Raw genomic sequence first — 22079 nt, 5'->3', positions numbered from 1 at the left:
GTAATCATGGCCGTTCAACAGAACAAAAAGACCCCGTCCAAGCGCGGTATGCATCGCGCACACGACTTTCTGACTGCACCCCCGCTGGCTGTGGAGCCGACGACTGGTGAAACCCACCTGCGTCACCACATCAGCCCGAACGGTTTCTACCGTGGTCGCAAGGTGCTGAAGACCAAGAACGACGAGTAATCTCATTCATTGAGCTTGCTGTTTTTGGAGAAAAGCGGCGCAATGAGCTTCTGATTCAGGAGGTTCATTTTGCGCCGCTTTTTTATGTCCGTTGCATCCGTGTAATCCGCGTGCGGACGTGCCTGCCTGCTTGCGTGAACCTTCACTTTCCGCGCTGTACGTGCGTGCTATTTTGAGCGGTCTCCAATCTGCCTCATAATGTGGGCTGGCAAGGCTCTGAATCAAATCGATGACCATCAAAATTTCAATCGACTGCATGGGTGGCGATCATGGCCCGTCAGTCACTCTCCCGGCCGCTGCCTCCTTCCTGAAGCGTGAATCCGATGCCGAGCTGATCCTGGTAGGGCAGGAAAGCGTGCTGCTGCCGCTGCTGAAGAAATACCGGCTGGCCGGCGAGCCGCGTGTGCAGATCCAGAACGCCACCGAGGTGGTGACCATGGAAGACCCGATCGAGGTCGCACTGCGCCGCAAGAAGGATTCCTCCATGCGCGTGGCCGTGAACCTGGTCAAGGATGGCGTGGTCCAGGCGGCCGTGTCGGCTGGCAATACCGGGGCCCTGATGGCAGTGTCGCGCTATGTGCTCAAGACCCTGCCCGGCGTGGATCGCCCGGCCATCTGCACCATCCTGCCGAACCAGAAGGATGGCCCTACCTACATGCTCGACCTCGGCGCCAATGTCGACTGCGAGCCTCAGCATTTACACCAATTTGCACTGATGGGTTCGGCCCTGGTGGCGGTCATGGAGGGCAAGCCCAAACCGACCGTCGGCCTCTTGAACGTGGGTGAGGAAGACATGAAGGGCAACGAGCTGGTCAAGGCGACCGCCGGGCTGCTGCGTGCCGACCACGAGAAGGGTATCCTCAACTTCTACGGCAACGTGGAAGGCAACGATATCTTCGAAGGCACGACCGACCTGGTGGTGTGCGACGGTTTCGTCGGCAATGTCACCCTGAAGGCCTCCGAGGGGCTGGGGCGTTTCGTCAAGAGCGTGCTCACCAGTGAATTCAAGAAGGGCTTCATCAACAAGCTGGGCGCCCTGATCGCCTATGGCGCCATCAAGGCGCTGTCGCGCCGGCTCAATCCCTCCCGTTACAATGGCGCCAGCCTGCTGGGCCTGAAGGGCCTGGTGTTCAAGAGCCATGGCGGCGCCGATGTGTATGCGTTCGAATGGGCCATCCGCCGCGCGTATGATGCGGCCAAGTATGATGTGCTCGCCCGTATTGCCGCCACCATGGCGGAGCTGATGCCCCAGGGACAGGGGCGCGCGGCCGAGACGGCTGTCGTGGCGATGGAGCCTGCGGCACCGGTCTCGCTGGATCAACCGAATTAACAGAGCAAGAAGACGGCATGACCACTTACAGCAAAATCGTCGGCACTGGCAGCTACCTGCCGACCAAGCGCGTGACCAATCACGAACTGGCTGCACAACTGGCAGAGCAGGGTATCGAGACCTCGGATGAATGGATCGTCACGCGCAGCGGTATCTCCGCGCGTCACTACGCCGAGCCGACCCAGCTCTCCAGCGACCTGGCCCTGGCCGCAGCGCAGCGCGCGCTGGAGGCGGCCAACATGCAGCCCAACGACATCGACCTGATCATCCTGGCGACGTCCACCCCGGATCACCTGGGAGGCTTTCCCAGCACCGCCTGTGTGGTCCAGCGCAAGCTGGGGATCACCAACGGCGCGCCGGCCATGGACGTGCAGGCAGTGTGCAGCGGCTTCGTCTATGCCATGTCGGTGGCTGACAGCTTCATCAAGTCCGGCGCCCACAAGAACGTGCTGGTGATCGGCGCGGAAGTCTTCTCGCGCATCCTCGACTTCAAGGATCGCACCACCTGCGTGCTCTTCGGTGACGGCGCCGGCGCCATCGTCATGAGTGCTTCGAAGGAGCCGGGCGTGCTGGCGACCAAGCTGCACGCCGACGGCAGCCACGGCCACATCCTCTGTGTGCCGGGCAGTGTGAACAATGGTGCAGTGGCCGGTTCCGCCTATCTGTACATGGATGGTCCGGCCGTGTTCAAGCTGGCCGTCTCGGTGCTGGACAAAGTGGCGCGTGAAGCGCTGGAAGCAGCCAACATGCAGTCCAGCGACGTGGACTGGCTGGTGCCGCACCAGGCCAATATCCGCATCATGCAGGGGACGGCCAAGAAGATGGGGCTGCCACTGGAAAAGATGGTGGTCACCGTTGCCGAACACGGCAATACCTCGGCTGCCTCGATCCCGCTGGCGCTGGACCAGGCGGTGCGCGATGGTCGTATCCGGCCAGGTCACACCGTCATGATGGAAGGCGTGGGCGGCGGCTTCACCTGGGGCGCCGTGTTGGCGCGCATGTAAGCAGGGCAGGGAGCGTGGCGCCGGGTTCTCTGGCGCCGGCCCCGCATTTTTATCCAAACTCAATCACATCCAAGCATGACAACATTTGCTTTTGTTTTCCCGGGCCAGGGTTCTCAGGCGATCGGGATGCTCAACGGTTTTGCCGACAACGAGATCGTTCGCCAGACCGTCGCCGAAGCCTCCGACGCGCTGCAGTTCGACCTGGGCAAGCTCATTGCCGAAGGCCCCAAGGAAGACCTGGACCTGACCACCAACACCCAGCCCGTCATGCTGACGGCTGCCGTGGCGTTCTATCGCGCCTGGCTGGCCGCCGGTGGCAAGGTGCCGTCGCTGGTTGCCGGCCACAGCCTGGGTGAATACTCGGCGCTGGTCGCCGCCGGTGTGATCCAGTTCAAGGATGCCGTGCCGCTGGTGCGCTTCCGCGCCCAGGCCATGCAGGAAGCGGTGCCGGTCGGGCAGGGTGGCATGGCCGCCATTCTCGGTCTGTCCGACGACGACGTGCGCGCCGCCTGTACCGAAGCCGCGCAAGGTGAAGTGGTCGAGGCGGTCAACTTCAATGCGCCGGCGCAAGTGGTGATCGCCGGTCACAAGGCTGCGGTCGGCCGCGCCTGCGACATCGCCAAGGCCAAGGGTGCCAAGCGTGCGTTGCCGCTGCCGGTGTCGGCGCCGTTCCACTCGTCGCTGCTCAAGCCGGCTTCGGATCGCCTGCAAGCCTATCTGGCCAACGTGGCATTTGCCGCACCGCAGATTGCGCTGATCAATAACGTCGATGTGGCCGTGGTCAGCGATCCGGCTGCCATCAAGGATGCGCTGGTGCGCCAGGCTGCAGCGCCTGTGCGCTGGGTCGAGACCGTGCAGAAGATGGCCGCCGGTGGCGTGACCCACCTGATCGAATGTGGTCCCGGCAAGGTGCTGACCGGCCTGACCAAGCGTATCAATGGCGAACTGGTGGGTGAGGCCATCGTCGACCAGGAATCCCTGAACAAAGTATTGGAGTTGCTGAAATGAGTGCACAGAATCTGCAGGGCCAGGTCGCCCTGGTGACCGGCGCGTCGCGCGGTATCGGTCGTGCCATCGCCACCGAACTGGCGCGCCAGGGTGCCAAGGTGGTCGGTACCGCCACCTCCGAGGCCGGCGCGGCCGCCATCAGTGAATACCTGGCGGCGCTGGGGTCGGAAGCCGGTCGCGGCGTGGTGTTGAACGTCAACGATGCCGAGGCCAGCGTGGCCGTGGTGGAGCAGGTGCAGAAGGAATTCGGTTCGCTGTCCATCCTGGTCAACAATGCCGGTATCACCCAGGACCAACTGGCCATGCGCATGAAGGACGAGGAGTGGGACAGCGTCATCGCCACCAACCTCACGGCCGTGGGCCGTCTCTCCCGCGCGGTACTGCGCGGCATGATGAAGGCCCGCAGCGGTCGCATCATCAACATCACTTCGGTGGTGGGCGAGGCCGGTAATCCCGGCCAGATGAACTACGCCGCCGCCAAGGCCGGCGTGGCCGGCATGAGCCGCGCGCTGGCGCGCGAGATCGGCAGCCGCAACATCACCGTCAATTGCGTGGCGCCCGGCTTCATCGATACCGACATGACCAAGGCCTTGAACGAGCAGCAGTCCGCCGCGATCTTGCAGCAGATTCCGCTGGGTCGTCTGGGTGCGGCCGAGGAGATCGCCTATGCGGTGGCCTTCCTGGCCTCGCCGCAAGCCGCCTACATCACCGGTACCACCCTCAATGTGAACGGTGGCATGTACATGGGTTGAGTAAGTCCTGAGGGCTTGATTCAAGTCCTTTTGCCGACTTTTGTTTGAAGTTAAGCTGCACTTGGCGCAATCTTGCCAGGAATAGTTAAAAGTAAATTTTCCCCGCGCAAACCTGCTAAAATGCGCGCACTTTTGTAACCTATCATCCCTCTGGAGGAACACTATGTCCGATATCGAACAACGCGTGAAGAAGATCGTCGCTGAGCAACTGGGCGTCGCCGAAGCCGACATCAAGAACGAATCGTCGTTCGTGGACGACCTGGGCGCCGACTCGCTGGACACCGTCGAGCTGGTCATGGCACTGGAAGATGAGTTTGAAATGGAAATCCCCGACGAACAAGCCGAAAAGATCACCACCGTGCAACAGGCGATCGACTACGCCAAGTCGCAAGTCAAGGCCTGATAAGGGCTTTGGTCAAAGTTTCAGGAGAATTGCTTGAGCCGCACTCGTGAACGTCGTGTAGTCATTACCGGCCTGGGATGCATCTCGCCTGTCGGCAACAACGTCGCCGATACGTGGAGTGCCATCAAGGAAGGCAAGTCCGGCATCGCTACCGTCACCAAATTCGACGCTACCCCCTTCACCACGCACTTTGCCGGTGAAGTCAAGGGCTTCAATATCGAGGATTACATCCCCGCCAAGGAAGCGCGTCATATGGACACCTTCATCCACTATGGCATGGCCGCCGGTATCCAGGCCATCCAGGACAGTGGCTTGACGGTGACCGACGAGAATGCCGAGCGCATCGGTGTCATGATCGGTTCGGGCATCGGCGGCTTGCCGCTGATCGAAGATACCCACGCCGAACTGACCAACCGTGGTCCGCGCCGCATCAGTCCCTTCTTCATCCCGGCCTCGATCATCAACATGATCTCCGGCAACTTGTCCATCAAGTTTGGTCTGAAGGGCCCTAACCTGGCGATTGTCACCGCCTGCACCACCGGTCTGCACTGCATCGGCTCCGCCGCGCGCATGATCATGTACGGTGATGCGGATGTGATGGTTGCTGGTGGCGCTGAATCCAGTGTCTCGCCGCTGGGCATCGGTGGTTTCGCTTCGGCGCGCGCGCTGTCGACCCGCAACGATGATCCCGCGACCGCGTCCCGTCCGTGGGACAAGGATCGCGACGGCTTCGTGCTGGGCGAGGGTGCCGGCGTGATGGTGCTCGAAGAGTACGAACACGCCAAGGCCCGTGGCGCCAAGATCTATGCGGAACTGCTCGGCTTCGGCATGAGCGGCGACGCTTACCACATGACTGCCCCCAACCTTGACGGTCCGCGTCGCTGCGTGCTCAATGCACTGCGCGATGCAGGCGTCAATGGCGATGAGGTGCAGTACCTGAACGCGCACGGTACGTCGACCCCCTTGGGCGACAAGAACGAGTCGGACGCGATCAAGGCTGCATTCGGCGACCATGCTTACAAGATGGTTGTCAATTCGACCAAATCCATGACCGGTCACCTGTTGGGTGGCGCTGGCGGTCTGGAGACCGTGCTGACTGTACTGGCCGTGCACAATCAGGTGTCGCCGCCGACCATGAACATCTTCAATCAGGATCCGGAGTGCGATCTGGATTACTGCGCCAACCAGGCGCGGGACATGAAGATCGATATTGCTGTCAAGAACTCCTTCGGGTTCGGTGGTACCAACGGTACCCTGGTCATCGGCAAGATGTAAAATGCAAGACCCGGCTTCCCAGGAAGCCGGGTTTGTCGTTTTAACGGCGCCATCGCTCCCGAGCATCTCATGTCTATAGCAGTTTCTGCGGATATCAAACCGTCCCGGCTACTCCTGCTGGTCACTGGCTTTGCCTGCCTGTGCGTGGCGCTGGCCGGCATACTGATGTCGTTGCTGATGCCGGGCGCGCTGTCCTTGCCGGCGCGATTGGGCCTCGCCGGAGGCTGCATCCTGGCAGCCGCAGTCGCCCTGGCCATGGTATTGCGCGATCGCAAGGTCATCTGGCTGCATATTTCCGGCACCGGGCAGATCCGCGTGGTGGAGCACCTGGTGCAGTCGGCGCGCGCCAAGCCGCAGGTCATGAAGGCCGGGCTGGCCCAATTGCTGGCCGGCAGCACCATCTGGCCAGGCATGCTGTTTCTGCGCCTGCGCCTGGAAAACGGCAAGACCCGTACCATTCCCATTCTTCCGGATTCGGTTTCTGAAGATACCTTCCGTTCACTTTCCGTGGCATGTCGCTGGCTGATCAGTCACAATACGGCCAAAGCGAAGATGCTCGAAAAATAAGGTCGGCAGACTTGAAAATTGCCGGGCTGGAAGCATCTGCCACGGGCAATGACGATAAAACAACACGGCCATAAAAAACAAGGAACCCGGTTTGACGACAGAACGCGAAATAGATCAGCAGCTTGTTGAGCGCGTCCAGCGCGGCGACAAGAAGGCGTTCGAGCTATTGGTAGTCAAGTATCAACGCAAGCTCATGCGGCTGGTCTCGCGCCTGGTGCGCGACCAGGCCGAAGCTGAAGACGTGGTACAGGAAGCCTTCATCAAGGCCTATCGGGCATTGCCGCAATTTCGCGGCGATTCGGCCTTCTATACCTGGCTGTACCGCATCGGTATCAACACTGCCAAGAACTATTTGGTCACCATGGGCCGTCGGGCGCCAACTTCGACAGAAGCCGATGCAGAAGAAGCTGAAACTTTTGACGATGCGGACCATCTGAGGGACATCAACACTCCAGAGTCGATGTTGGCTACCAAGCAAATTGCTCAAACGGTCAACGTGGCGATGGAGGCATTGCCGGAAGAATTACGTACTGCCATCACGTTGCGCGAGATCGAGGGGTTGAGCTACGACGAGATTGCAGATGCGATGAATTGTCCGATCGGCACCGTGCGCAGTCGCATTTTCCGCGCCCGGGAAGCAATTGCCGAGAAGTTGCGTCCCTTGCTGGATACGGCGGCGGACAAGCGCTGGTAATGAGGCCGCAAGCCTGTTGTAAGAAAGAAAATAATAAAGCGGGTATGGAACTAAGATTTTTGCCGGGTGACTGCTTATGGATACCAAAGTAACGACCAGAGAACAGATCTCAGCCCTTGCCGATGGCGAGTTGAGCTCTGACGAAATGACCCTTGCCTTCGCGGCCTTGCGTTCTTCCGAGAACGCCCAGGACGCGTGGGAAGATTACCACCGCATCGGCGAGGTGCTGCGTTCGGAAGAGATGGATGTCTCCCTGAGCGCCGGCTTCTCGGCCCGCATGGCGGCATTGCTGGACGCCGAGCCGGCCATCGTGGCGCCGCAGGCTGCCGCAGTGACCGCGGCAGTGCCTGCCGCTGCTGAGGTTCAGCCAGCTGCAGTCAAGACTGCCGCCAATGGTGATCATCGCGCGGCTCGTCCCAGCCGTCTGGTGCGTCTGTTGATGCCCAGCGCGGCAGCGGCTGCAGCTGCCGTGGCCGCAGTGTTCGTGGCCATGCCGCAGCAGGCGGTAGTCAATGCCGATGCCAGAATGGCGGCTCCGGTCGCTCAGGTGGCTTCGGCTCCCTTGGCTGCCCCTTCGGTACCGTCGGCGATTGCCACGGTGGCCGATACCAGCGGCAATCCGCAAAACGTGAACCAGTTCAGTTCGCTGGCCCAGCAGGGTGAAGTCAAGCGCGACCCGCGTATCGACCAGTACCTGTCTGCCCACCAGCGTTTCTCGCCTTCCTATAGTTCGGCGCAATACGCCCGTTCTGCTGCCTTCTCCTCTGACGCCGATAAATAAGATGCGTCAAACGGGGCGTCTGTACGGCGTACTCTGCTTCCTGCCCATGTTGTTCTCGCCATCCGCTCATGCGGCGGATGGCGTTTCAGCATCTCCTGCCAGTGAAGCTTCCACTCCTTCCCCATTGCCGACGCAGTTGCAAAAAATGCAATCTGCCGCGCAGCGATTGAATTATTCGGGTAGTTTCGTCTATCAGCAGGGCTCTTTGATCCGCAGTTCGCGTGTCACGCACGTGGTCGCCGGCAAGACCGAGCACGAAAAGCTGGAGCTGCTCGATGGCAAGCCCAGCGAATTCATTCGCAACAATGATGATGTCGTCGGCTATCTGCCTGACGTACGCATCATGCGCATGGAAAAACGTGTGAGCCGGGATGTGTTCCCGGCGATCCTGGATGCCCGCCCCGATGAACTGGCTGTCCACTATCGATTCAAGGCTGGCGCCCCCGAGCGCGTGGCCGGACGGGTGTGTGATGCCGTGGTGCTGGAGCCACTGGACAAGCTGCGTTACGGTTACCGGTTCTGCGGCGACAAGGCCACGGGCCTGTTGTTACGCGCCCAGACGCTGGGAGCGAAGGGGGAGGTGATCGAGCAGATCGCCTTCACACAAATAGAGATCGGCGGGATTGATCGCAGCCGCGTCAACCCCACCTACAGGGATACGCGCGGCTGGCAGGTGGAAAAGACTGCCATGAGCCCGGTCGATCTTTCCGCATGGCGGATTACGCCACCGTCGGGATTTCGTAAGATCCAGCAGGTAAGACGCATGATCCCCGGTGTGACGCCGGACGGACCGGTGCCTGCCCAGAACCAGCCAGCCGGACGTGAGGTGTCACAGATCGTGTTTTCCGATGGTCTGGCCGCCATCTCGGTGTTCATCGAGCCCGGTAGCCAGGGCGGGGAAGAAGGTACGATCCAGCAAGGGGCCCTGAATATCCTCGGTCGCCGCCAGGGAGACTACTGGTTGACGGTGGTTGGTGAAGTGCCCGCCGCCGCGATCCGGCAAGTCGCCGATTCCATTGAACTGACATCCAAATAGAAGAGAGACTGTTGCAATGACTCCGTTGAAGAAGACCTTTGCCAGCGCCTTGCTGGCCGCCTCCGTTGTGGCCGCCGCTCCGGGCGTGCTGGCTGCGCCGCCCGTGGCCTCGCCAAGTGTGGCCGCGCTGCCCGATTTTGCCGACATCGTCGAGCGCACCGGCCCCGGTGTGGTCAATATCCGGACTACCGAGCGCGTACGCCAGAATGCCCAGGGGCAGGGCGGGATGGATGATCCGGAAATGCAGGAATTCTTCCGGCGTTTCTTCGGTATCCCCGTCCCACGCCAGCAGCAGCCCGGAACGCCTCGTGGCAATGGCAAACAGGGTGGGCAGGGGCAGCAGGAGGAGGTGCCGCGTGGTGTTGGTTCCGGCTTCATCATCTCCGCCGACGGCTTCATCCTGACCAATGCCCACGTGGTGGAAGGTGCCAGCGAGGTCTATGTGACCCTGACCGACAAGCGTGAATTCAAAGCCAAGATCGTCGGCTCCGATACCCGCACCGATGTGGCTGTGCTCAAGATCGACGGCAGCAATCTGCCGCGTCTGAACATGGGCGACTCCGACAAGATTCGCGTCGGAGAGTGGGTGCTGGCCATCGGCTCGCCCTTCGGGCTGGAAAACACGGTCACTGCTGGCATCGTCTCGGCCAAGGCGCGTGATACCGGCGACTATCTGCCGCTGATCCAGACCGACGTTGCCGTCAATCCGGGCAACTCCGGTGGCCCGCTGATCAATCTCAAGGGCGAAGTGGTCGGCATCAACTCGCAGATCTACAGCCGTTCTGGTGGCTTCATGGGGATTTCCTTTGCCGTGCCCATCGATGAGGCGCTGCGCGTGGCCGACCAGTTGAAGGCCAGCGGTCGCGTGACACGTGGCCGCATCGGCGTGCAGATCGGCGAAGTGACCAAGGATGTGGCCGAGTCGCTGGGCCTGGCGCGTGCCCAGGGGGCCCTGGTGCAGCGTGTGGAAGCCGGCGGCCCGGCCGAGAAGGCTGGCCTGGAAGCAGGCGACATCATCCTGAAGTACAACGGCGCTGCCATCGAACGCCCCAGCGATCTGCCGCGCATGGTGGGTGCCACCAAGCCGGGGGCCAAGGCGACCGTCAACATCTGGCGCAAGGGCAGTGCGCGTGACCTGACGGTGACCGTGGTCGAGCTGGAAGCCGACAAGCCCAAGCAGGCCGAGGAAAAGAAAGCCAAGCCGGATAACACCCCCAATGCCCTGGGCCTGGTGGTGAGCGACCTGTCTGACGCCCAGAAGAAGGAATTGAAGGTCGATAACGGCGTGCTGGTGGAGGCCGTCAGCGGTGCCGCCGCAGCCGCCGGCATCCGCCCGGGCGACGTGATCCAGCGCCTGAACGAAGTCGATGTCAAGGATGCGAAGCAATTCGGGCAGTTGGTCGCCAAGCTGGATGCCAAGAAGCGCGCCGCGGTACTGGTACGCCGTGGCGACTCCTCGCAATTCGTGCCGCTGCGCCCGAACGGCGGCAACTGAGGAAGTCCGCTCCGCTAAGCAATGCCTGCGGGCATTGATGCTCAAGGCTGCGATTCCCGGGAGTCGCAGCCTTTTTCCATCCATCGCCCGGGATTGATCGCCCTTCTGTCACATGTCCCATACGTCCCCTGCATCCCCTAGTGAAGGTCAGCCGGCCCAGCCCGCAGAATTGCAGTTCATCATCTATTCGCGCAGTTATTGTCACCTGTGTGATGACTTGCGTGACGCCTTGCGCGCCGCGCTGGGTGCGCAGCCGGCGCATATCGAAATGATCGATGTGGATGCTGATCCGGCTCTGGTGGCGCGCTATGACGAGCTGGTGCCGGTCCTGATGGGGCAGGCGAGGGATGGGCAGTGGTTGCAGTTGTGTCATTACCATCTTGATCCGCTGCGCTTGCAGGATTTTCTTGCCGCCAGGTAAAGCTGTGTGAGGGAGCCTGTCGATTCATTTCCGCGCAAGTAAAAGTTGCCTGTCGGTCATGCTCGGCAGCGCCGCGTGGCGCGCTTTCCTGAGGTTTTTTCGCCTCCGCGAGCGCAGCCCGGCACCTGAAAGTCGGGCTTGTCACTCTGAAATCCGGTAAAATGCCGGGTCGAATAAGCTGTTGCAAAGGCGCTCGGCTGGGCACTGCCCGCTTCGGAGCGCCTTTTTTCATCGTTTCCAGTCTGTTAATGAACAATATCCGTAATTTCTCGATCATCGCCCACATCGATCACGGCAAGTCTACGCTCGCCGACCGCATCATCCAGTTGTGCGGGGGCCTCTCCAACCGCGAGATGGAAGCGCAGGTGCTGGATTCGATGGATATCGAGCGCGAGCGCGGCATCACCATCAAGGCCCAGACCGCAGCCCTGTCCTACAAGGCCAAGGATGGCCAGATCTACAATCTGAACCTCATCGATACCCCGGGTCACGTCGACTTCAGCTATGAGGTTTCGCGTTCGCTGTCGGCTTGCGAAGGTGCACTGCTGGTGGTTGATGCCTCGCAAGGCGTGGAAGCGCAGACCGTGGCCAATTGCTACACCGCCCTGGACCTGGGCGTGGAAGTGGTGCCCGTACTGAACAAGATCGACTTGCCGTCGGCCGACCCCGACAACGCCAAGAGCGAGATCGAGGATGTGATCGGCATCGATGCCTCTGATGCCACCCCATGCTCGGCCAAGACCGGCCTGGGCGTGGAAGAGGTGCTGGAAGCCATCGTCGCCAAGGTGCCGGCGCCCAAGGGCGACCCGGATGCGCCGCTGCAGGCGCTGATCATCGATTCCTGGTTCGACAACTATGTCGGCGTGGTCATGCTGGTGCGTATCGTCAACGGCACCCTGCGTCCCAAGGACAAGATCCTGCTGATGGCCACCGAGACCCAGTACCTGACCGAAAGCATCGGCGTGTTCACGCCCAAGTCGCAATCGCGTGATGCGCTCACGGCAGGGCAGGTAGGCTTCGTCATCGCCGGCATCAAGGAACTGAAATCGGCCCGCGTGGGCGACACCATCACCCTGGCCGGCAAGCCGGCGCCTTCGCCGCTGCCAGGCTTCAAGGAAGTGCAGCCGCAGGTGTTCGCGGGCCTCTTCCCAGTGGAGGCCAACCAGTACGACGCCCTGCGCGACTCGCTGGAAAAACTGAAGCTCAACGACGCCGCGCTGATGTACGAGCCCGAAGTCTCGCAGGCGCTGGGCTTCGGCTTCCGCTGCGGCTTCCTGGGCCTGCTGCACATGGAAATCGTGCAAGAGCGTCTGGAGCGCGAATTCGACATGGACCTGATCACCACTGCGCCCACGGTGGTCTACGAAGTGCAGCAGCGGGACGGCACCATGCTGATGGTGGACAACCCGTCGAAGATGCCGGAAGTGTCCAAGATCGAGGAAATCCGCGAACCCATCGTCACCGTCAACCTGTACATGCCGCAGGAATACGTGGGCTCCGTCATCACCCTGTGCACGCAGAAACGTGGCATCCAGATGAACATGAGCTACCACGGCAAGCAGGTGCAGCTGACCTATGAAATGCCGATGGCCGAGATCGTGCTGGACTTCTTCGATCGTCTGAAGTCGACCTCGCGCGGCTATGCCTCGATGGACTACGAGTTCAAGGAATACCGGGCCGCCGACGTGGTCAAGGTGGACATGCTGATCAACAGCGAAAAGGTCGATGCACTGGCCATCATCGTGCACCGCGCCGCCGCCCAGATCCGTGGCCGCCAGGTGGCGGCCAAGATGCGCGAGCTGATTCCGCGCCAGATGTTCGACGTCGCCATCCAGGCCGCCATCGGCGCCACCATCATCTCGCGCGAAAACGTCAAGGCCATGCGCAAGAACGTGCTGGCCAAGTGCTACGGCGGCGACATCTCGCGCAAGCGCAAGCTGCTGGAAAAGCAGAAGGCCGGCAAGAAGCGCATGAAGCAGGTGGGCTCGGTCGAAATCCCGCAGGAAGCATTCCTGGCAATCTTACAAGTGGAAGATAAATAACATGCAGGCTTTGTTGGGCAACTTCGCACTCATTCTGTTCGTCCTGATGCTGGTGACCGGCGTGATCTGGTTCGCCGATACCTTCTTCCTGTCCAAGCAGCGTCGCGCCCGCGCCGATGCCGCCCTGGCCGAGTTCGATGCCCGCGTGGCGCGTGACGAGGCCCAGGGCATCAAGCGTGACGGCGCCGTGGCCACCGGCCGCGCCGACCTGCAGGCCAGCCTGATGAAGCAGCCGGCCTGGATCGAGTACTCGGGCAGCTTCTTCCCGGTGATCGCCCTGGTGTTCTGCCTGCGCTCCTTCCTCTACGAGCCATTCAAGATTCCTTCCAGCTCCATGGTGCCCACCTTGCTGGTCGGCGACCTGATCCTGGTGAACAAATTCACCTACGGCATCCGCCTGCCCATCATCAACAAGAAGATCATCGAAGTGAACCAGCCGCAGCGCGGCGACGTCATGGTCTTCAAGTATCCGAAGGACATGTCGGTGGACTACATCAAGCGCGTGGTTGGCGTTCCTGGTGATAAAATTGTCTATAAAAACAAGCGCTTAACCGTAAATGGTGAACAAATTTCTTATAAAGCGCTGCCGGATTATCTGGACGAGGAAAATCTGACGTACTATAAGCAATGGCAGGAAAACCTGACCGGCGTGGAACACAAGATCCTCACTGATGAGCGTGCTCCCAACTTCGTGCCCAACCCGGATGCCTTCCCGCATCATGAGCTGTGCACCTACAACGCTGAAGGTTTTGCCTGCACGGTGCCGCCGGGCGAGTACTTCATGATGGGCGACAACCGGGACAACAGCCTCGACAGTCGTTACTGGGGCTTCGTGCCGGACCAGAACATCGTCGGCAAGGCCTTCTTTGTCTGGATGAACCTGGGCGATATCAAGCGGATCGGCAGCTTCCACTAAGGCGCGCCACGTTCTGATCGAGCAGCTTTCGAAGGTTTCGCAGTTTTCCGTAGTTTCCATTTGGCAATTTTGCGTTGTGGAGGCAGACCCGGAGCAGTATTGAGCTTTGCTTTGCACCGATCCCGCTGACTGGTCAGGCTGGTAATCCCCGATCCTCGCGCCGCTGCGCGAACGGGGCGGCAGACTGAATGACGGATGAAAAAATGGATCCTCAACTCTTGCAACAACGGCTAGGCCACACTTTCAAGGATGCGTCGCTCCTGCAGCAGGCCTTGACCCATCGTAGCCATAGCGCCTTGCATAACGAGCGGCTGGAATTCCTCGGCGATTCGGTACTGAACTGCGTGGTGGCATCCCTGCTGTTCGAACGCTACGACAAGATCGACGAAGGCGACCTTTCCCGCCTGCGCGCCAATCTGGTCAAGCAGCAGTCCCTGTACGAGATCGCCCAGCGGCTGGAGCTGTCGCAGTTCCTGCGCCTGGGTGAGGGTGAGCTGAAATCGGGCGGTTTCCGCCGCCCCTCGATCCTGGCCGATACCCTGGAGGCGCTGTTCGGCGCCATCTTCCTCGATTCCGGTTTCGAGGCGGCGCGCGCGGTGATCCGTTCGCTCTACGTCCCGGTGCTGGAACACGTCGATCCCCGTACGCTGGGCAAGGATGCCAAGACACTGCTGCAGGAATTCCTTCAGGGCAAGAAAATCCCGCTGCCGCAATACAACGTGATTGCCACCCACGGTGCCGCCCACAGCCAGGAATTCGAGATCGAATGCCTGGTGCCCAAGCTGGACATCCAGGTCTTCGGCACCGGTGGCAGTCGCCGCGCCGGTGAACAGGCCGCTGCCAAACTGGCGCTGGAGGCAGTGCAGCTGGCGCTGGCCAAGACGCCCTCGGCCGGCCGCAAGCCGCGCACCCGCACCACCCAGTTGAAGTTGGCCGGCATCGCCACCATCCAGCCCGATGCACCGGACCAGGAAAGCGGCAAGGGCAATCGTCCGGAGGGGGCGTCCTCCTCCGAGCGTGCTCCGGCCAGCAAGCCGGCCAAGTCCGCCAAGGAGCCGAAGAGCCCTGCGGCGGCCACCCGCAACGAGGGCAAGAACAACACTGGCGACCGCGCTGAAACGGTCGCGGCAGAACCCATTTCGGCGGCTTCATCCGCCACGCAATCCAGAACAGCATGACAGATTCCCCCATGGCCGGCGACGCGTCGGCGCAGACCCCGGCAGACGATTACCGTTGCGGTTACATCGCCATCGTCGGTCGTCCCAACGTCGGCAAGTCGACCCTGATGAACGTACTGGTCGGCGCCAAGGTGAGCATCACCTCGCGCAAGGCCCAGACCACGCGCCATCGCATTACCGGCATCCAGACCATCGAGAACACCCAGTACGTCTATGTCGATACGCCCGGCTTCCAGACCCGTCACAGCAATGCGCTCAACAAGACCCTGAACCGCACCGTCACCAATACCCTGACGGCAGCTGATGTGATCCTGTTCGTCATCGAGGCGGGCACCTTCGGCCCGGCCGACAAGCAGGTGCTGGACCTGCTGCCGTCCAACGTGCCCTGCATCCTGGTATTGAACAAGGCCGACCGCAACAAGGACAAGACCACCCTCATGCCCTTTGCTGCCGAAGTGGCCTCGCATCATGACTTCGCCGCCGTGGTGCCGGTCTCGGCCAAGCAGCGCTTCCAGCTGGATCGTCTGCAGGAGGAGGTGCGCAAGCTGCTGCCGCAGAATCCGCCGATGTTCGACGAAGACGACATCACCGACCGCAGCGAGAAATTCCTGGCCTCCGAAATCGTGCGTGAAAAGGTGTTCCGCTTTGTCGGCGAAGAACTGCCCTATACCAGCACGGTGCTGATCGAGAAGTTCGAGCAGGAAGGCAACCTGCGCCGCGTCTTCGCCGCCATCCTGGTCGAACGCGACACCCACAAGGCCATGGTGATCGGTCAGAAGGGCGCGCGCCTGAAGGAAATTTCCACCCAGTCGCGGCTGGACATGGAGCGTCTCTTCGGCGGTCCGGTCTACCTGGAGATCTGGGTCAAGGTCAAATCGGGCTGGGCCGACAACGAAGCCGGCCTGCGTGCCTACGGCTACGAATGATCCCGGCTGCGGCCCGTCCTGCGGGCTGCGCGAAATTCCTGCATCATCATGGCATTACGCCGCGCCCTAACGACGTGGCTTCACGCATTCAGGACGGATATCCATGACTACCATGCTCACCGAATCCCAGCTCGACAGCCAGGCTGACCCGGCAAATGCCGCAGCGCCGGCAGTCGTGCCGCAGGCGCCTGTCAAGGCTCCTGCGCGCAAGCCGGCCGCGCCTCGTGCGCGCAGCCGCGCCGTGCCGGAGAAGGAGCACAAGGTACTGGCGCAGCCGGGCTTCGTGCTGCACAGCTATCCCTACAAGGAAACCAGTCTCATCATCGACGTCTTCTCGCGTGACCATGGTCGCGTGGCGCTGGTGGCCAAGGGCGCCAAGCGCCCGCATTCCAAGTTGCGTGGCGCCTTGCAGACCTTCCAGCCACTGTCGCTGTCGTGGAGCGGCAAGTCCGAGGTGCGTACCCTGACCGATGCCGAATGGGTCGGTGGCCTGCTGCCACTGGAGAAGTCGGCGCTGCTGTGCGGTTTCTATCTCAACGAATTGCTGGTCAAGCTGCTGGCCCGCGAAGACGCACACCCGGCGCTGTTCGATCATTACGTGGCGACCCTGAACAAGCTGGCCCATGGCGAGAATGCACCGATCGTGCTGCGCCAGTTCGAACGGGTCCTGCTCAGGCAGACCGGCGTGGCCGGCAACTGGAGTCATTGCGTGGTCAGCGGCAAGACGGTCCAGGCCGATGGCATCTATGTCGTCGATCCGGAGCAGGGGACGCGTCCGGAGCGCATTTCCGACCGTGCGCCCAAGGTCAGCGGCAAGACCCTGCTGGACATGGAGCGCGAGGACTACAGCGACCCTACCACCCAGCTCCAGAGCAAATTCCTGATGCGCTATCTGCTGGCGCACCATCTTGGTGGGGCGCAGTTGAATACGCGCCAGATCCTGATCGACCTCATGCAATTGTGATCCGGCGGCGGCGCGCTCGCCGTCGCTCCTCCCACGCACGCTCCCAAGTCGCTACAATCATCGTCTGGCCGCATCATCTGCGATGCGCGGCCAGATGCATACAGCACATCCGAATATCACTCACACGAAGCATCCTGACGCCATGAGTTTCCTGCAGCCCGCCGGCCCGACCATCGAACTGGGCATCAACATCGACCACGTCGCCACCCTGCGCAATGCGCGCGGTACCCGCTATCCCGATCCCATCCGGGCTGCCCTGGAAGCGGAGGAAGCCGGTGCCGACGTCATCACCCTGCACCTGCGTGAAGATCGTCGCCACATCCGCGACGACGATGTGAAGGCCATCCGCCCGCTGCTGCAGACCCGCATGAACCTGGAAGCGGCAGTGACGAAGGAAATGATCGACTTCGCCTGTCTCATCAAGCCGCAGGATGTCTGCCTGGTGCCGGAAAAGCGCACTGAAGTCACCACCGAAGGCGGGCTGGACGTGACCGGCCACTTTGCCGATGTGCAGTCCGCCATCCGCCAGTTGCAGCAGGAACGGGTACGCGTCTCGCTCTTCATCGATCCCGACGTGCAACAGATCCAGGCCGCCGCCGAATCCGGCGCGCCGGTGATCGAACTGCACACCGGTCGCTACGCCGACGCCACCAGCGAGCAGGAGCAGCAGGAAGAACTGGAACGCATCCGCATCGCCGTCCAGGCCGGCATCAAGCTCGGTCTGAAGGTCAATGCCGGGCACGGTCTGCACTACACCAACGTCCAGGCGATTGCCGCCATTCCCGAGATCGCCGAGTTGAACATCGGCCATGCCGTGGTGGCGCATGCGGTCTTCGTGGGCTGGCGCAATGCGGTCTCCGAAATGAAGGCCATCATGGTCAAGGCGCGCCTGGAAGCGACCAAGTCCAGCACCAAGGCTTGAGGCGCATCGCATGATCTACGGCATCGGTACCGACATCCTCAAGATCCCGCGCCTGGAAGCGGCGCTCAAGCGCCACGGCGATCGCTTCGCCGGCAAGATCCTGGGGCCGCAGGAAATGGAAAAATACCTGCGGCGCAAGGCCAAGGTGGAGGCCCGTGGCATCCGCTTCCTGGCCACCCGTTTCGCGGCCAAGGAAGCCTTTTCCAAGGCCATCGGCATGGGCATGCGCATGCCCATGACCTGGCGCGCCATGCAGGTCCTCAATGCCCCCAGCGGCAAGCCGGTGGTGGTCTGCAGCGGCGCCTTGCAACAATGGATGCAAGAGCAGGGCCTCAGCGCCCACGTCACCATCACCGACGAAGTGGAATACGCCGTCGCCTTTGTCATCGTGGAGAAGTCATGAACCAAGCCGTCCAGCCCCTGGGTCCGGTGATGCTGGACGTGGTCGGCACGCGGCTGGATGCCGCCGATATCGCCCGCCTGCAGCACCCGCTGACCGGCGGCGTCATCCTGTTCGCCCGCAACTACGAGAACCGTGCGCAGTTGATCGCGCTGACCAGCGCCATCCGCCAGGCACGCCCCGGCATCCTGATCACGGTCGATCACGAAGGTGGGCGTGTGCAGCGTTTTCGCAGCGACGGTTTCACCCGCCTGCCGGCCATGGGTCAACTGGGTCAGCTGTGGGACCGTGATGTGCTGCAGGCCACCAAGCTGGCGACCGCCACCGGTTTCGTGCTGGCCGCCGAGTTGCGCGCCTGTGGCATCGACCTGTCCTTCACGCCGGTGCTTGACCTCGACTACGGCGTCTCCACCGTGATCGGCGACCGCTCCTTCCATCGCGATCCGCGCGTGGTGACCTTGCTGGCCAAGAGTCTCAATCACGGCCTGGCGCTGGCCGGCATGGCCAATTGCGGCAAGCATTTCCCCGGGCACGGTTTCGTCACGGCCGATTCGCATGTGGCCATCCCGGTCGACGAGCGGGAACTGGATGACATCCTCGGCGAGGATGCGACGCCCTACGACTGGCTCGGCATGAGCCTGGCGGCGGTGATGCCGGCCCACGTCATCTATCCCAAGGTGGATGCCCAGCCGGCCGGTTTTTCCAAGGTATGGCTGTCGCTGCTGCGCGAGCGTTTCGGATTCCAGGGTGTGATCTTCAGCGACGACCTCAGCATGCACGGCGCCAGTGTCGCCGGTGGCCCGCTGGAGGCCGCGCAGGCTGCGCTGGATGCGGGTTGCGACGTGGCGCTGATCTGCAATTCGCCCGACAAGGCCGATGCCATCCTGGCCGGTCTCAAGGGCGGCACCGATACCGCTTCCGCCACACGCCGTGCCAGCCTGCTGCCGCTGGGCCAGGCCCCGGGCTGGGATGCGCTGCAAGCCGATGCGCGCTATCTGGCTGCGCGCACATTGCTGCAATCGCTGTAAGCTGCCGTCATATCCATGTCCGATATTCCTGCCTCTGCGTTGCCCGATCCACGCGAGATCGTGCTTGAAACGGTCGGCCGCCTGCCGCACCTGCCCGGCGTCTATCGCTACTTCGATGCCGAAGACAATGTGCTCTACGTGGGCAAGGCACGCGACCTCAAGAAGCGGGTTTCCAGCTATTTCCAGAAGACCCTGACCAGCCCGCGCATCGCCATGATGGTCGAGCGCATCGCCCGCCTGGAAACCACGGTGACCCGTAGCGAAGCCGAAGCGCTGCTGCTGGAAAACAACCTGATCAAGACCCTGCGGCCGCGTTTCAACATCCTCTTTCGCGACGATAAGTCCTACCCCTATCTGAAGATCACCGGCCACGCCTTTCCGCGCATGGCCTATTACCGTGGTGCGGTGGACAAGCGCAGCCAGTATTTCGGGCCGTTTCCCAATGCCGGCGCGGTCAAGGAATCGATCCAGATCCTGCAGAAGGTCTTCCTGCTGCGCACCTGCGAAGACACGGTCTTCACCAATCGCACGCGTCCCTGCCTGCTGCACCAGATCCATCGCTGCAGCGGCCCCTGCGTGAATCTGGTGAGTCGTGAGGACTACGCCATCGACGTCGAGAACGCCTCGAAATTCCTGCGTGGTCGCCAAAGCGAGGTGATGGAAGCGCTGGAGCAGAAGATGCATGCCTTCGCCGCCGACCTCAAGTTCGAGCAGGCCGCTGCCGTGCGCGACCAGATCGGCTCGCTCTCCAGTGTGTTGCACCAGCAGAGCATGGAAACCGTCAGCGACGCCGACATCGACATCATTGCGGTGGTGGTGCAGGGCGGTCGTGCCTGCGTCAACCTGGCGATGGTGCGCGGCGGACGTCATCTCGGCGACCGTGCCTATTTCCCCACGCACGTCGACGATGCGATGGATACCGCCGAGGACAGCATCGAGGTCGAAGTGCTCAAGGCCTTCCTGGCCCAGCATTACATCGACAAGTTCGTCCCCGGCTCGCTGATCGTGGGGACCGAATTCGACGATCCGGCCCTGATGGTGGCGCTGATGGAACAGTGTGGCCACCGCATCACGCTGACCTTCCAGCCCCAGGGGCAGCGCCGGCAGTGGCTGGACATGGCGACCAAGGGTGCCGGCATCGCGCTGGCCCGGTTGCTCTCCGAACAGGGTTCGCAGCAGGCCCGCACGCGTGCCCTGGCCGAGGTGCTCGAGCTGGAACGCGACGACCTGGACGAACTGCGCGCCGAATGCTTCGACATCAGCCACACCCAGGGCGAGGCCACGCAGGCATCCTGCGTGGTGTTCCATCACCATGCCATGCAGAACGGTGAATACCGCCGCTACAACATCAACGACATCACCCCGGGTGATGATTACGCCGCCATGCGCCAGGTGCTCACGCGCCGTTATGAAAAGGTCGCCAACGGCGAAGGCGTCATGCCCGACATCGTCCTGATCGACGGCGGCAAGGGGCAGGTGGAAATGGCACGCCAGGTCCTTACTGAACTGGGCCTGGACATCAGCCTCATCGTCGGCGTAGCCAAGGGGGAAGGGCGCAAGGTCGGCCTGGAAACCCTGGTCTTCGCAGATGGACGCGCGCCCAAGGAACTGGGCAAGGAGTCGGCCGCGCTGATGTTGATCGCCCAGATCCGCGACGAAGCGCACCGCTTCGCCATCACCGGCATGCGGGCCAAGCGCGCCAAGGCACGCCAGACCTCGCGCCTGGAAGAGATCGAAGGCATCGGTGCCAAGCGTCGCCAGCGCCTGCTGGTGCGCTTTGGTGGCTTGCGCGGCGTGGTCGATGCCAGCGTGGATGACCTGGCTTCGGTGGAAGGTATCTCGCGCCAGCTGGCCGAGGAAATCTACCGGCAATTGCACTGATCCGTCACGTGCGCGATGCGCCGCGCGGCGCCAGCCGAATGAAAGGCGGGCGCAGCAGGGGACGACTCTGCTACTATTCGGTAAATTTTTTTTGTGTACGCCGCACCCACCCTCCAAGACGTATGCCTTTCAATATTCCGATTCTGCTGACCTGGTTGCGGGTGGCGCTCATTCCCCTGGTCGTCGGTGTCTACTATCTGCCCGAGATCGGCCTGAACCGCTATGAGCAAGGTATCGCCGCTACCGCCGTGTTCATCGTCGCTGCTGCGACTGACTGGTTCGACGGCTTCCTGGCCCGGCGCTGGAACCAGACCTCGGCCTTCGGTGCCTTCCTCGACCCGGTGGCCGACAAGCTCATGGTCACCGGTGCACTGCTGGTGCTGGTGCATCTGGATCGCGTACACCCGGTGATCGCCTTCGTCATCATCGGTCGCGAGATCGCCATCTCGGCCCTGCGCGAGTGGATGGCCCAGATCGGTGCGTCCAAGTCGGTGGCCGTCAGTTCGCTGGGCAAGATCAAGACCACCGCCCAGATGATTGCCATCCCCATGCTGCTGTACTACGACACGCTGTTCTCCATCATCGATACCCGTCTGTGGGGCAGCCTGCTGCTGCTGGTGGCGGCGGTGTTGACGGTGTGGTCAATGCTGTATTACCTGCGTCGCGCCATGCCGATGATCAAGGAAGCCGACGCTGAAAACCGCAAGAAGATAATTAAATAAATAATTAAAAAACCAAGTTCAATAGTTGACAAACGCCAACGGTGACTTATAATAGCGTTCTGTTTCCGATGCGGGAGTAGCTCAGTTGGTAGAGCGATACCTTGCCAAGGTATAGGTCGAGAGTTCGAGACTCTTCTCCCGCTCC

24 protein-coding genes and 1 tRNA gene are annotated in these 22079 nt (G+C 61.8%); 24 read left to right on the top strand and 1 reads right to left on the bottom strand.

Going from position 1 to position 22079, the window contains the following annotated elements:
* Positions 1 to 6: 6 nt before the first annotated feature.
* On the top strand, positions 7 to 189 hold the full coding sequence (gene rpmF, locus HFRIS_RS11460) for a 50S ribosomal protein L32 (protein ID WP_006463510.1): 183 nt from the start codon (positions 7 to 9) through the stop codon (positions 187 to 189).
* Between the two features lie 6 nt (positions 190 to 195).
* Here the strand turns inward: rpmF and HFRIS_RS25435 are convergent, their stop codons facing one another.
* On the bottom strand, positions 196 to 447 hold the full coding sequence (locus tag HFRIS_RS25435) for a hypothetical protein (protein ID WP_161625973.1): 252 nt from the start codon (positions 445 to 447) through the stop codon (positions 196 to 198).
* Here HFRIS_RS25435 and plsX point away from each other — a divergent pair.
* From plsX to HFRIS_RS11345, 23 genes are all read left to right on the top strand, one after another.
* Positions 419 to 1519 carry a phosphate acyltransferase PlsX gene (gene plsX, locus HFRIS_RS11455; protein ID WP_006463509.1) on the top strand — a complete coding sequence of 367 codons (1101 nt, stop codon included), beginning with the start codon at positions 419 to 421 and terminating at the stop codon, positions 1517 to 1519. The two genes, HFRIS_RS25435 and plsX, sit on opposite strands and share 29 nt — an antisense overlap.
* A gap of 17 nt (positions 1520 to 1536) precedes the next feature.
* Complete coding sequence (locus HFRIS_RS11450) at positions 1537 to 2523, top strand: beta-ketoacyl-ACP synthase III (RefSeq protein ID WP_006463508.1); 987 nt, start codon at positions 1537 to 1539, stop codon at positions 2521 to 2523.
* Between the two features lie 75 nt (positions 2524 to 2598).
* Positions 2599 to 3531: an ACP S-malonyltransferase gene (fabD, locus tag HFRIS_RS11445; protein WP_039875392.1), complete on the top strand. Its 933-nt coding sequence runs from the start codon at positions 2599 to 2601 to the stop codon at positions 3529 to 3531.
* Positions 3528 to 4283: a 3-oxoacyl-ACP reductase FabG gene (gene fabG, locus HFRIS_RS11440; RefSeq protein WP_006463506.1), complete on the top strand. Its 756-nt coding sequence runs from the start codon at positions 3528 to 3530 to the stop codon at positions 4281 to 4283. Before fabD ends, fabG begins: the two co-directional genes overlap by 4 nt.
* Positions 4284 to 4446: 163 nt before the next feature.
* The gene (acpP, locus tag HFRIS_RS11435; protein WP_006463505.1) at positions 4447 to 4686 is read left to right on the top strand and encodes an acyl carrier protein; all 240 of its coding nucleotides are present in this window, start codon (positions 4447 to 4449) and stop codon (positions 4684 to 4686) included.
* A gap of 33 nt (positions 4687 to 4719) precedes the next feature.
* Entirely contained in the window at positions 4720 to 5961 is a 1242-nt protein-coding gene (gene fabF / locus HFRIS_RS11430; protein WP_006463504.1) for a beta-ketoacyl-ACP synthase II, read from the top strand.
* 69 nt (positions 5962 to 6030) lie between these two features.
* Positions 6031 to 6528: a protein YgfX gene (locus HFRIS_RS11425; RefSeq protein WP_039875390.1), complete on the top strand. Its 498-nt coding sequence runs from the start codon at positions 6031 to 6033 to the stop codon at positions 6526 to 6528.
* Positions 6529 to 6619: 91 nt separating this feature from the next.
* Positions 6620 to 7222, top strand: a complete 603-nt coding sequence (gene rpoE / locus HFRIS_RS11420; RefSeq protein ID WP_006463502.1) for an RNA polymerase sigma factor RpoE — start codon at positions 6620 to 6622, stop codon at positions 7220 to 7222.
* Between the two features lie 76 nt (positions 7223 to 7298).
* Entirely contained in the window at positions 7299 to 8003 is a 705-nt protein-coding gene (locus tag HFRIS_RS11415) for a sigma-E factor negative regulatory protein (protein WP_039875388.1), read from the top strand.
* Position 8004: 1 nt separating this feature from the next.
* Positions 8005 to 9039, top strand: a complete 1035-nt coding sequence (locus HFRIS_RS11410; RefSeq protein ID WP_039875386.1) for a MucB/RseB C-terminal domain-containing protein — start codon at positions 8005 to 8007, stop codon at positions 9037 to 9039.
* 16 nt (positions 9040 to 9055) lie between these two features.
* On the top strand, positions 9056 to 10534 hold the full coding sequence (locus HFRIS_RS11405) for a DegQ family serine endoprotease (RefSeq protein WP_039875385.1): 1479 nt from the start codon (positions 9056 to 9058) through the stop codon (positions 10532 to 10534).
* Positions 10535 to 10646: 112 nt separating this feature from the next.
* Positions 10647 to 10955 carry a glutaredoxin family protein gene (locus HFRIS_RS11400; protein WP_039875383.1) on the top strand — a complete coding sequence of 103 codons (309 nt, stop codon included), beginning with the start codon at positions 10647 to 10649 and terminating at the stop codon, positions 10953 to 10955.
* 248 nt (positions 10956 to 11203) lie between these two features.
* Entirely contained in the window at positions 11204 to 12997 is a 1794-nt protein-coding gene (gene lepA, locus HFRIS_RS11395; RefSeq protein ID WP_006463497.1) for a translation elongation factor 4, read from the top strand.
* Position 12998: 1 nt separating this feature from the next.
* On the top strand, positions 12999 to 13913 hold the full coding sequence (gene lepB, locus HFRIS_RS11390) for a signal peptidase I (protein WP_006463496.1): 915 nt from the start codon (positions 12999 to 13001) through the stop codon (positions 13911 to 13913).
* Positions 13914 to 14116: 203 nt separating this feature from the next.
* Positions 14117 to 15091 (top strand): ribonuclease III, encoded by a 975-nt coding sequence (rnc, locus tag HFRIS_RS11385; RefSeq protein ID WP_006463495.1) that lies wholly within the window; start codon positions 14117 to 14119, stop codon positions 15089 to 15091.
* Complete coding sequence (era, locus tag HFRIS_RS11380; protein ID WP_039875381.1) at positions 15088 to 16017, top strand: GTPase Era; 930 nt, start codon at positions 15088 to 15090, stop codon at positions 16015 to 16017. The genes rnc and era overlap by 4 nt, the downstream gene beginning before the upstream one ends.
* Positions 16018 to 16120: 103 nt before the next feature.
* Positions 16121 to 16981 carry a DNA repair protein RecO gene (gene recO / locus HFRIS_RS11375; protein WP_006463493.1) on the top strand — a complete coding sequence of 287 codons (861 nt, stop codon included), beginning with the start codon at positions 16121 to 16123 and terminating at the stop codon, positions 16979 to 16981.
* Positions 16982 to 17123: 142 nt separating this feature from the next.
* Complete coding sequence (gene pdxJ, locus HFRIS_RS11370; RefSeq protein WP_006463492.1) at positions 17124 to 17903, top strand: pyridoxine 5'-phosphate synthase; 780 nt, start codon at positions 17124 to 17126, stop codon at positions 17901 to 17903.
* A gap of 10 nt (positions 17904 to 17913) precedes the next feature.
* On the top strand, positions 17914 to 18306 hold the full coding sequence (acpS, locus tag HFRIS_RS11365) for a holo-ACP synthase (RefSeq protein WP_006463490.1): 393 nt from the start codon (positions 17914 to 17916) through the stop codon (positions 18304 to 18306).
* On the top strand, positions 18303 to 19331 hold the full coding sequence (nagZ, locus tag HFRIS_RS11360; RefSeq protein WP_006463487.1) for a beta-N-acetylhexosaminidase: 1029 nt from the start codon (positions 18303 to 18305) through the stop codon (positions 19329 to 19331). The genes acpS and nagZ overlap by 4 nt, the downstream gene beginning before the upstream one ends.
* Positions 19332 to 19346: 15 nt before the next feature.
* A complete protein-coding gene (gene uvrC, locus HFRIS_RS11355; protein WP_006463485.1) occupies positions 19347 to 21212 on the top strand; it encodes an excinuclease ABC subunit UvrC in 1866 nt (621 codons plus the stop codon).
* A gap of 122 nt (positions 21213 to 21334) precedes the next feature.
* Complete coding sequence (gene pgsA, locus HFRIS_RS11350) at positions 21335 to 21934, top strand: CDP-diacylglycerol--glycerol-3-phosphate 3-phosphatidyltransferase (RefSeq protein ID WP_006463484.1); 600 nt, start codon at positions 21335 to 21337, stop codon at positions 21932 to 21934.
* A 70-nt stretch (positions 21935 to 22004) separates the two neighbouring features.
* Positions 22005 to 22077 (top strand) — tRNA-Gly (locus tag HFRIS_RS11345).
* Positions 22078 to 22079 lie beyond the last annotated feature (2 nt).

The organism is Herbaspirillum frisingense GSF30, from assembly GCF_000300975.2.
Classification (GTDB): Bacteria; Pseudomonadota; Gammaproteobacteria; order Burkholderiales; family Burkholderiaceae_D; genus Herbaspirillum; species Herbaspirillum frisingense.
This window is presented reverse-complemented; position numbering and strand designations above follow the sequence as displayed.

Coding starts and splice junctions, on each gene's coding strand:
- rpmF (WP_006463510.1), top strand. CDS start 7: ATGGCCGTTCAACAGAACAAAAAGACCCCGTCCAAGCGCGGTATGCAT.
- plsX (WP_006463509.1), top strand. CDS start 419: ATGACCATCAAAATTTCAATCGACTGCATGGGTGGCGATCATGGCCCG.
- HFRIS_RS25435 (WP_161625973.1), bottom strand. CDS start 447: ATGCAGTCGATTGAAATTTTGATGGTCATCGATTTGATTCAGAGCCTT.
- HFRIS_RS11450 (WP_006463508.1), top strand. CDS start 1,537: ATGACCACTTACAGCAAAATCGTCGGCACTGGCAGCTACCTGCCGACC.
- fabD (WP_039875392.1), top strand. CDS start 2,599: ATGACAACATTTGCTTTTGTTTTCCCGGGCCAGGGTTCTCAGGCGATC.
- fabG (WP_006463506.1), top strand. CDS start 3,528: ATGAGTGCACAGAATCTGCAGGGCCAGGTCGCCCTGGTGACCGGCGCG.
- acpP (WP_006463505.1), top strand. CDS start 4,447: ATGTCCGATATCGAACAACGCGTGAAGAAGATCGTCGCTGAGCAACTG.
- HFRIS_RS11425 (WP_039875390.1), top strand. CDS start 6,031: ATGTCTATAGCAGTTTCTGCGGATATCAAACCGTCCCGGCTACTCCTG.
- HFRIS_RS11415 (WP_039875388.1), top strand. CDS start 7,299: ATGGATACCAAAGTAACGACCAGAGAACAGATCTCAGCCCTTGCCGAT.
- HFRIS_RS11410 (WP_039875386.1), top strand. CDS start 8,005: ATGCGTCAAACGGGGCGTCTGTACGGCGTACTCTGCTTCCTGCCCATG.
- HFRIS_RS11405 (WP_039875385.1), top strand. CDS start 9,056: ATGACTCCGTTGAAGAAGACCTTTGCCAGCGCCTTGCTGGCCGCCTCC.
- HFRIS_RS11400 (WP_039875383.1), top strand. CDS start 10,647: ATGTCCCATACGTCCCCTGCATCCCCTAGTGAAGGTCAGCCGGCCCAG.
- lepA (WP_006463497.1), top strand. CDS start 11,204: ATGAACAATATCCGTAATTTCTCGATCATCGCCCACATCGATCACGGC.
- lepB (WP_006463496.1), top strand. CDS start 12,999: ATGCAGGCTTTGTTGGGCAACTTCGCACTCATTCTGTTCGTCCTGATG.
- rnc (WP_006463495.1), top strand. CDS start 14,117: ATGGATCCTCAACTCTTGCAACAACGGCTAGGCCACACTTTCAAGGAT.
- era (WP_039875381.1), top strand. CDS start 15,088: ATGACAGATTCCCCCATGGCCGGCGACGCGTCGGCGCAGACCCCGGCA.
- recO (WP_006463493.1), top strand. CDS start 16,121: ATGACTACCATGCTCACCGAATCCCAGCTCGACAGCCAGGCTGACCCG.
- pdxJ (WP_006463492.1), top strand. CDS start 17,124: ATGAGTTTCCTGCAGCCCGCCGGCCCGACCATCGAACTGGGCATCAAC.
- acpS (WP_006463490.1), top strand. CDS start 17,914: ATGATCTACGGCATCGGTACCGACATCCTCAAGATCCCGCGCCTGGAA.
- nagZ (WP_006463487.1), top strand. CDS start 18,303: ATGAACCAAGCCGTCCAGCCCCTGGGTCCGGTGATGCTGGACGTGGTC.
- uvrC (WP_006463485.1), top strand. CDS start 19,347: ATGTCCGATATTCCTGCCTCTGCGTTGCCCGATCCACGCGAGATCGTG.
- pgsA (WP_006463484.1), top strand. CDS start 21,335: ATGCCTTTCAATATTCCGATTCTGCTGACCTGGTTGCGGGTGGCGCTC.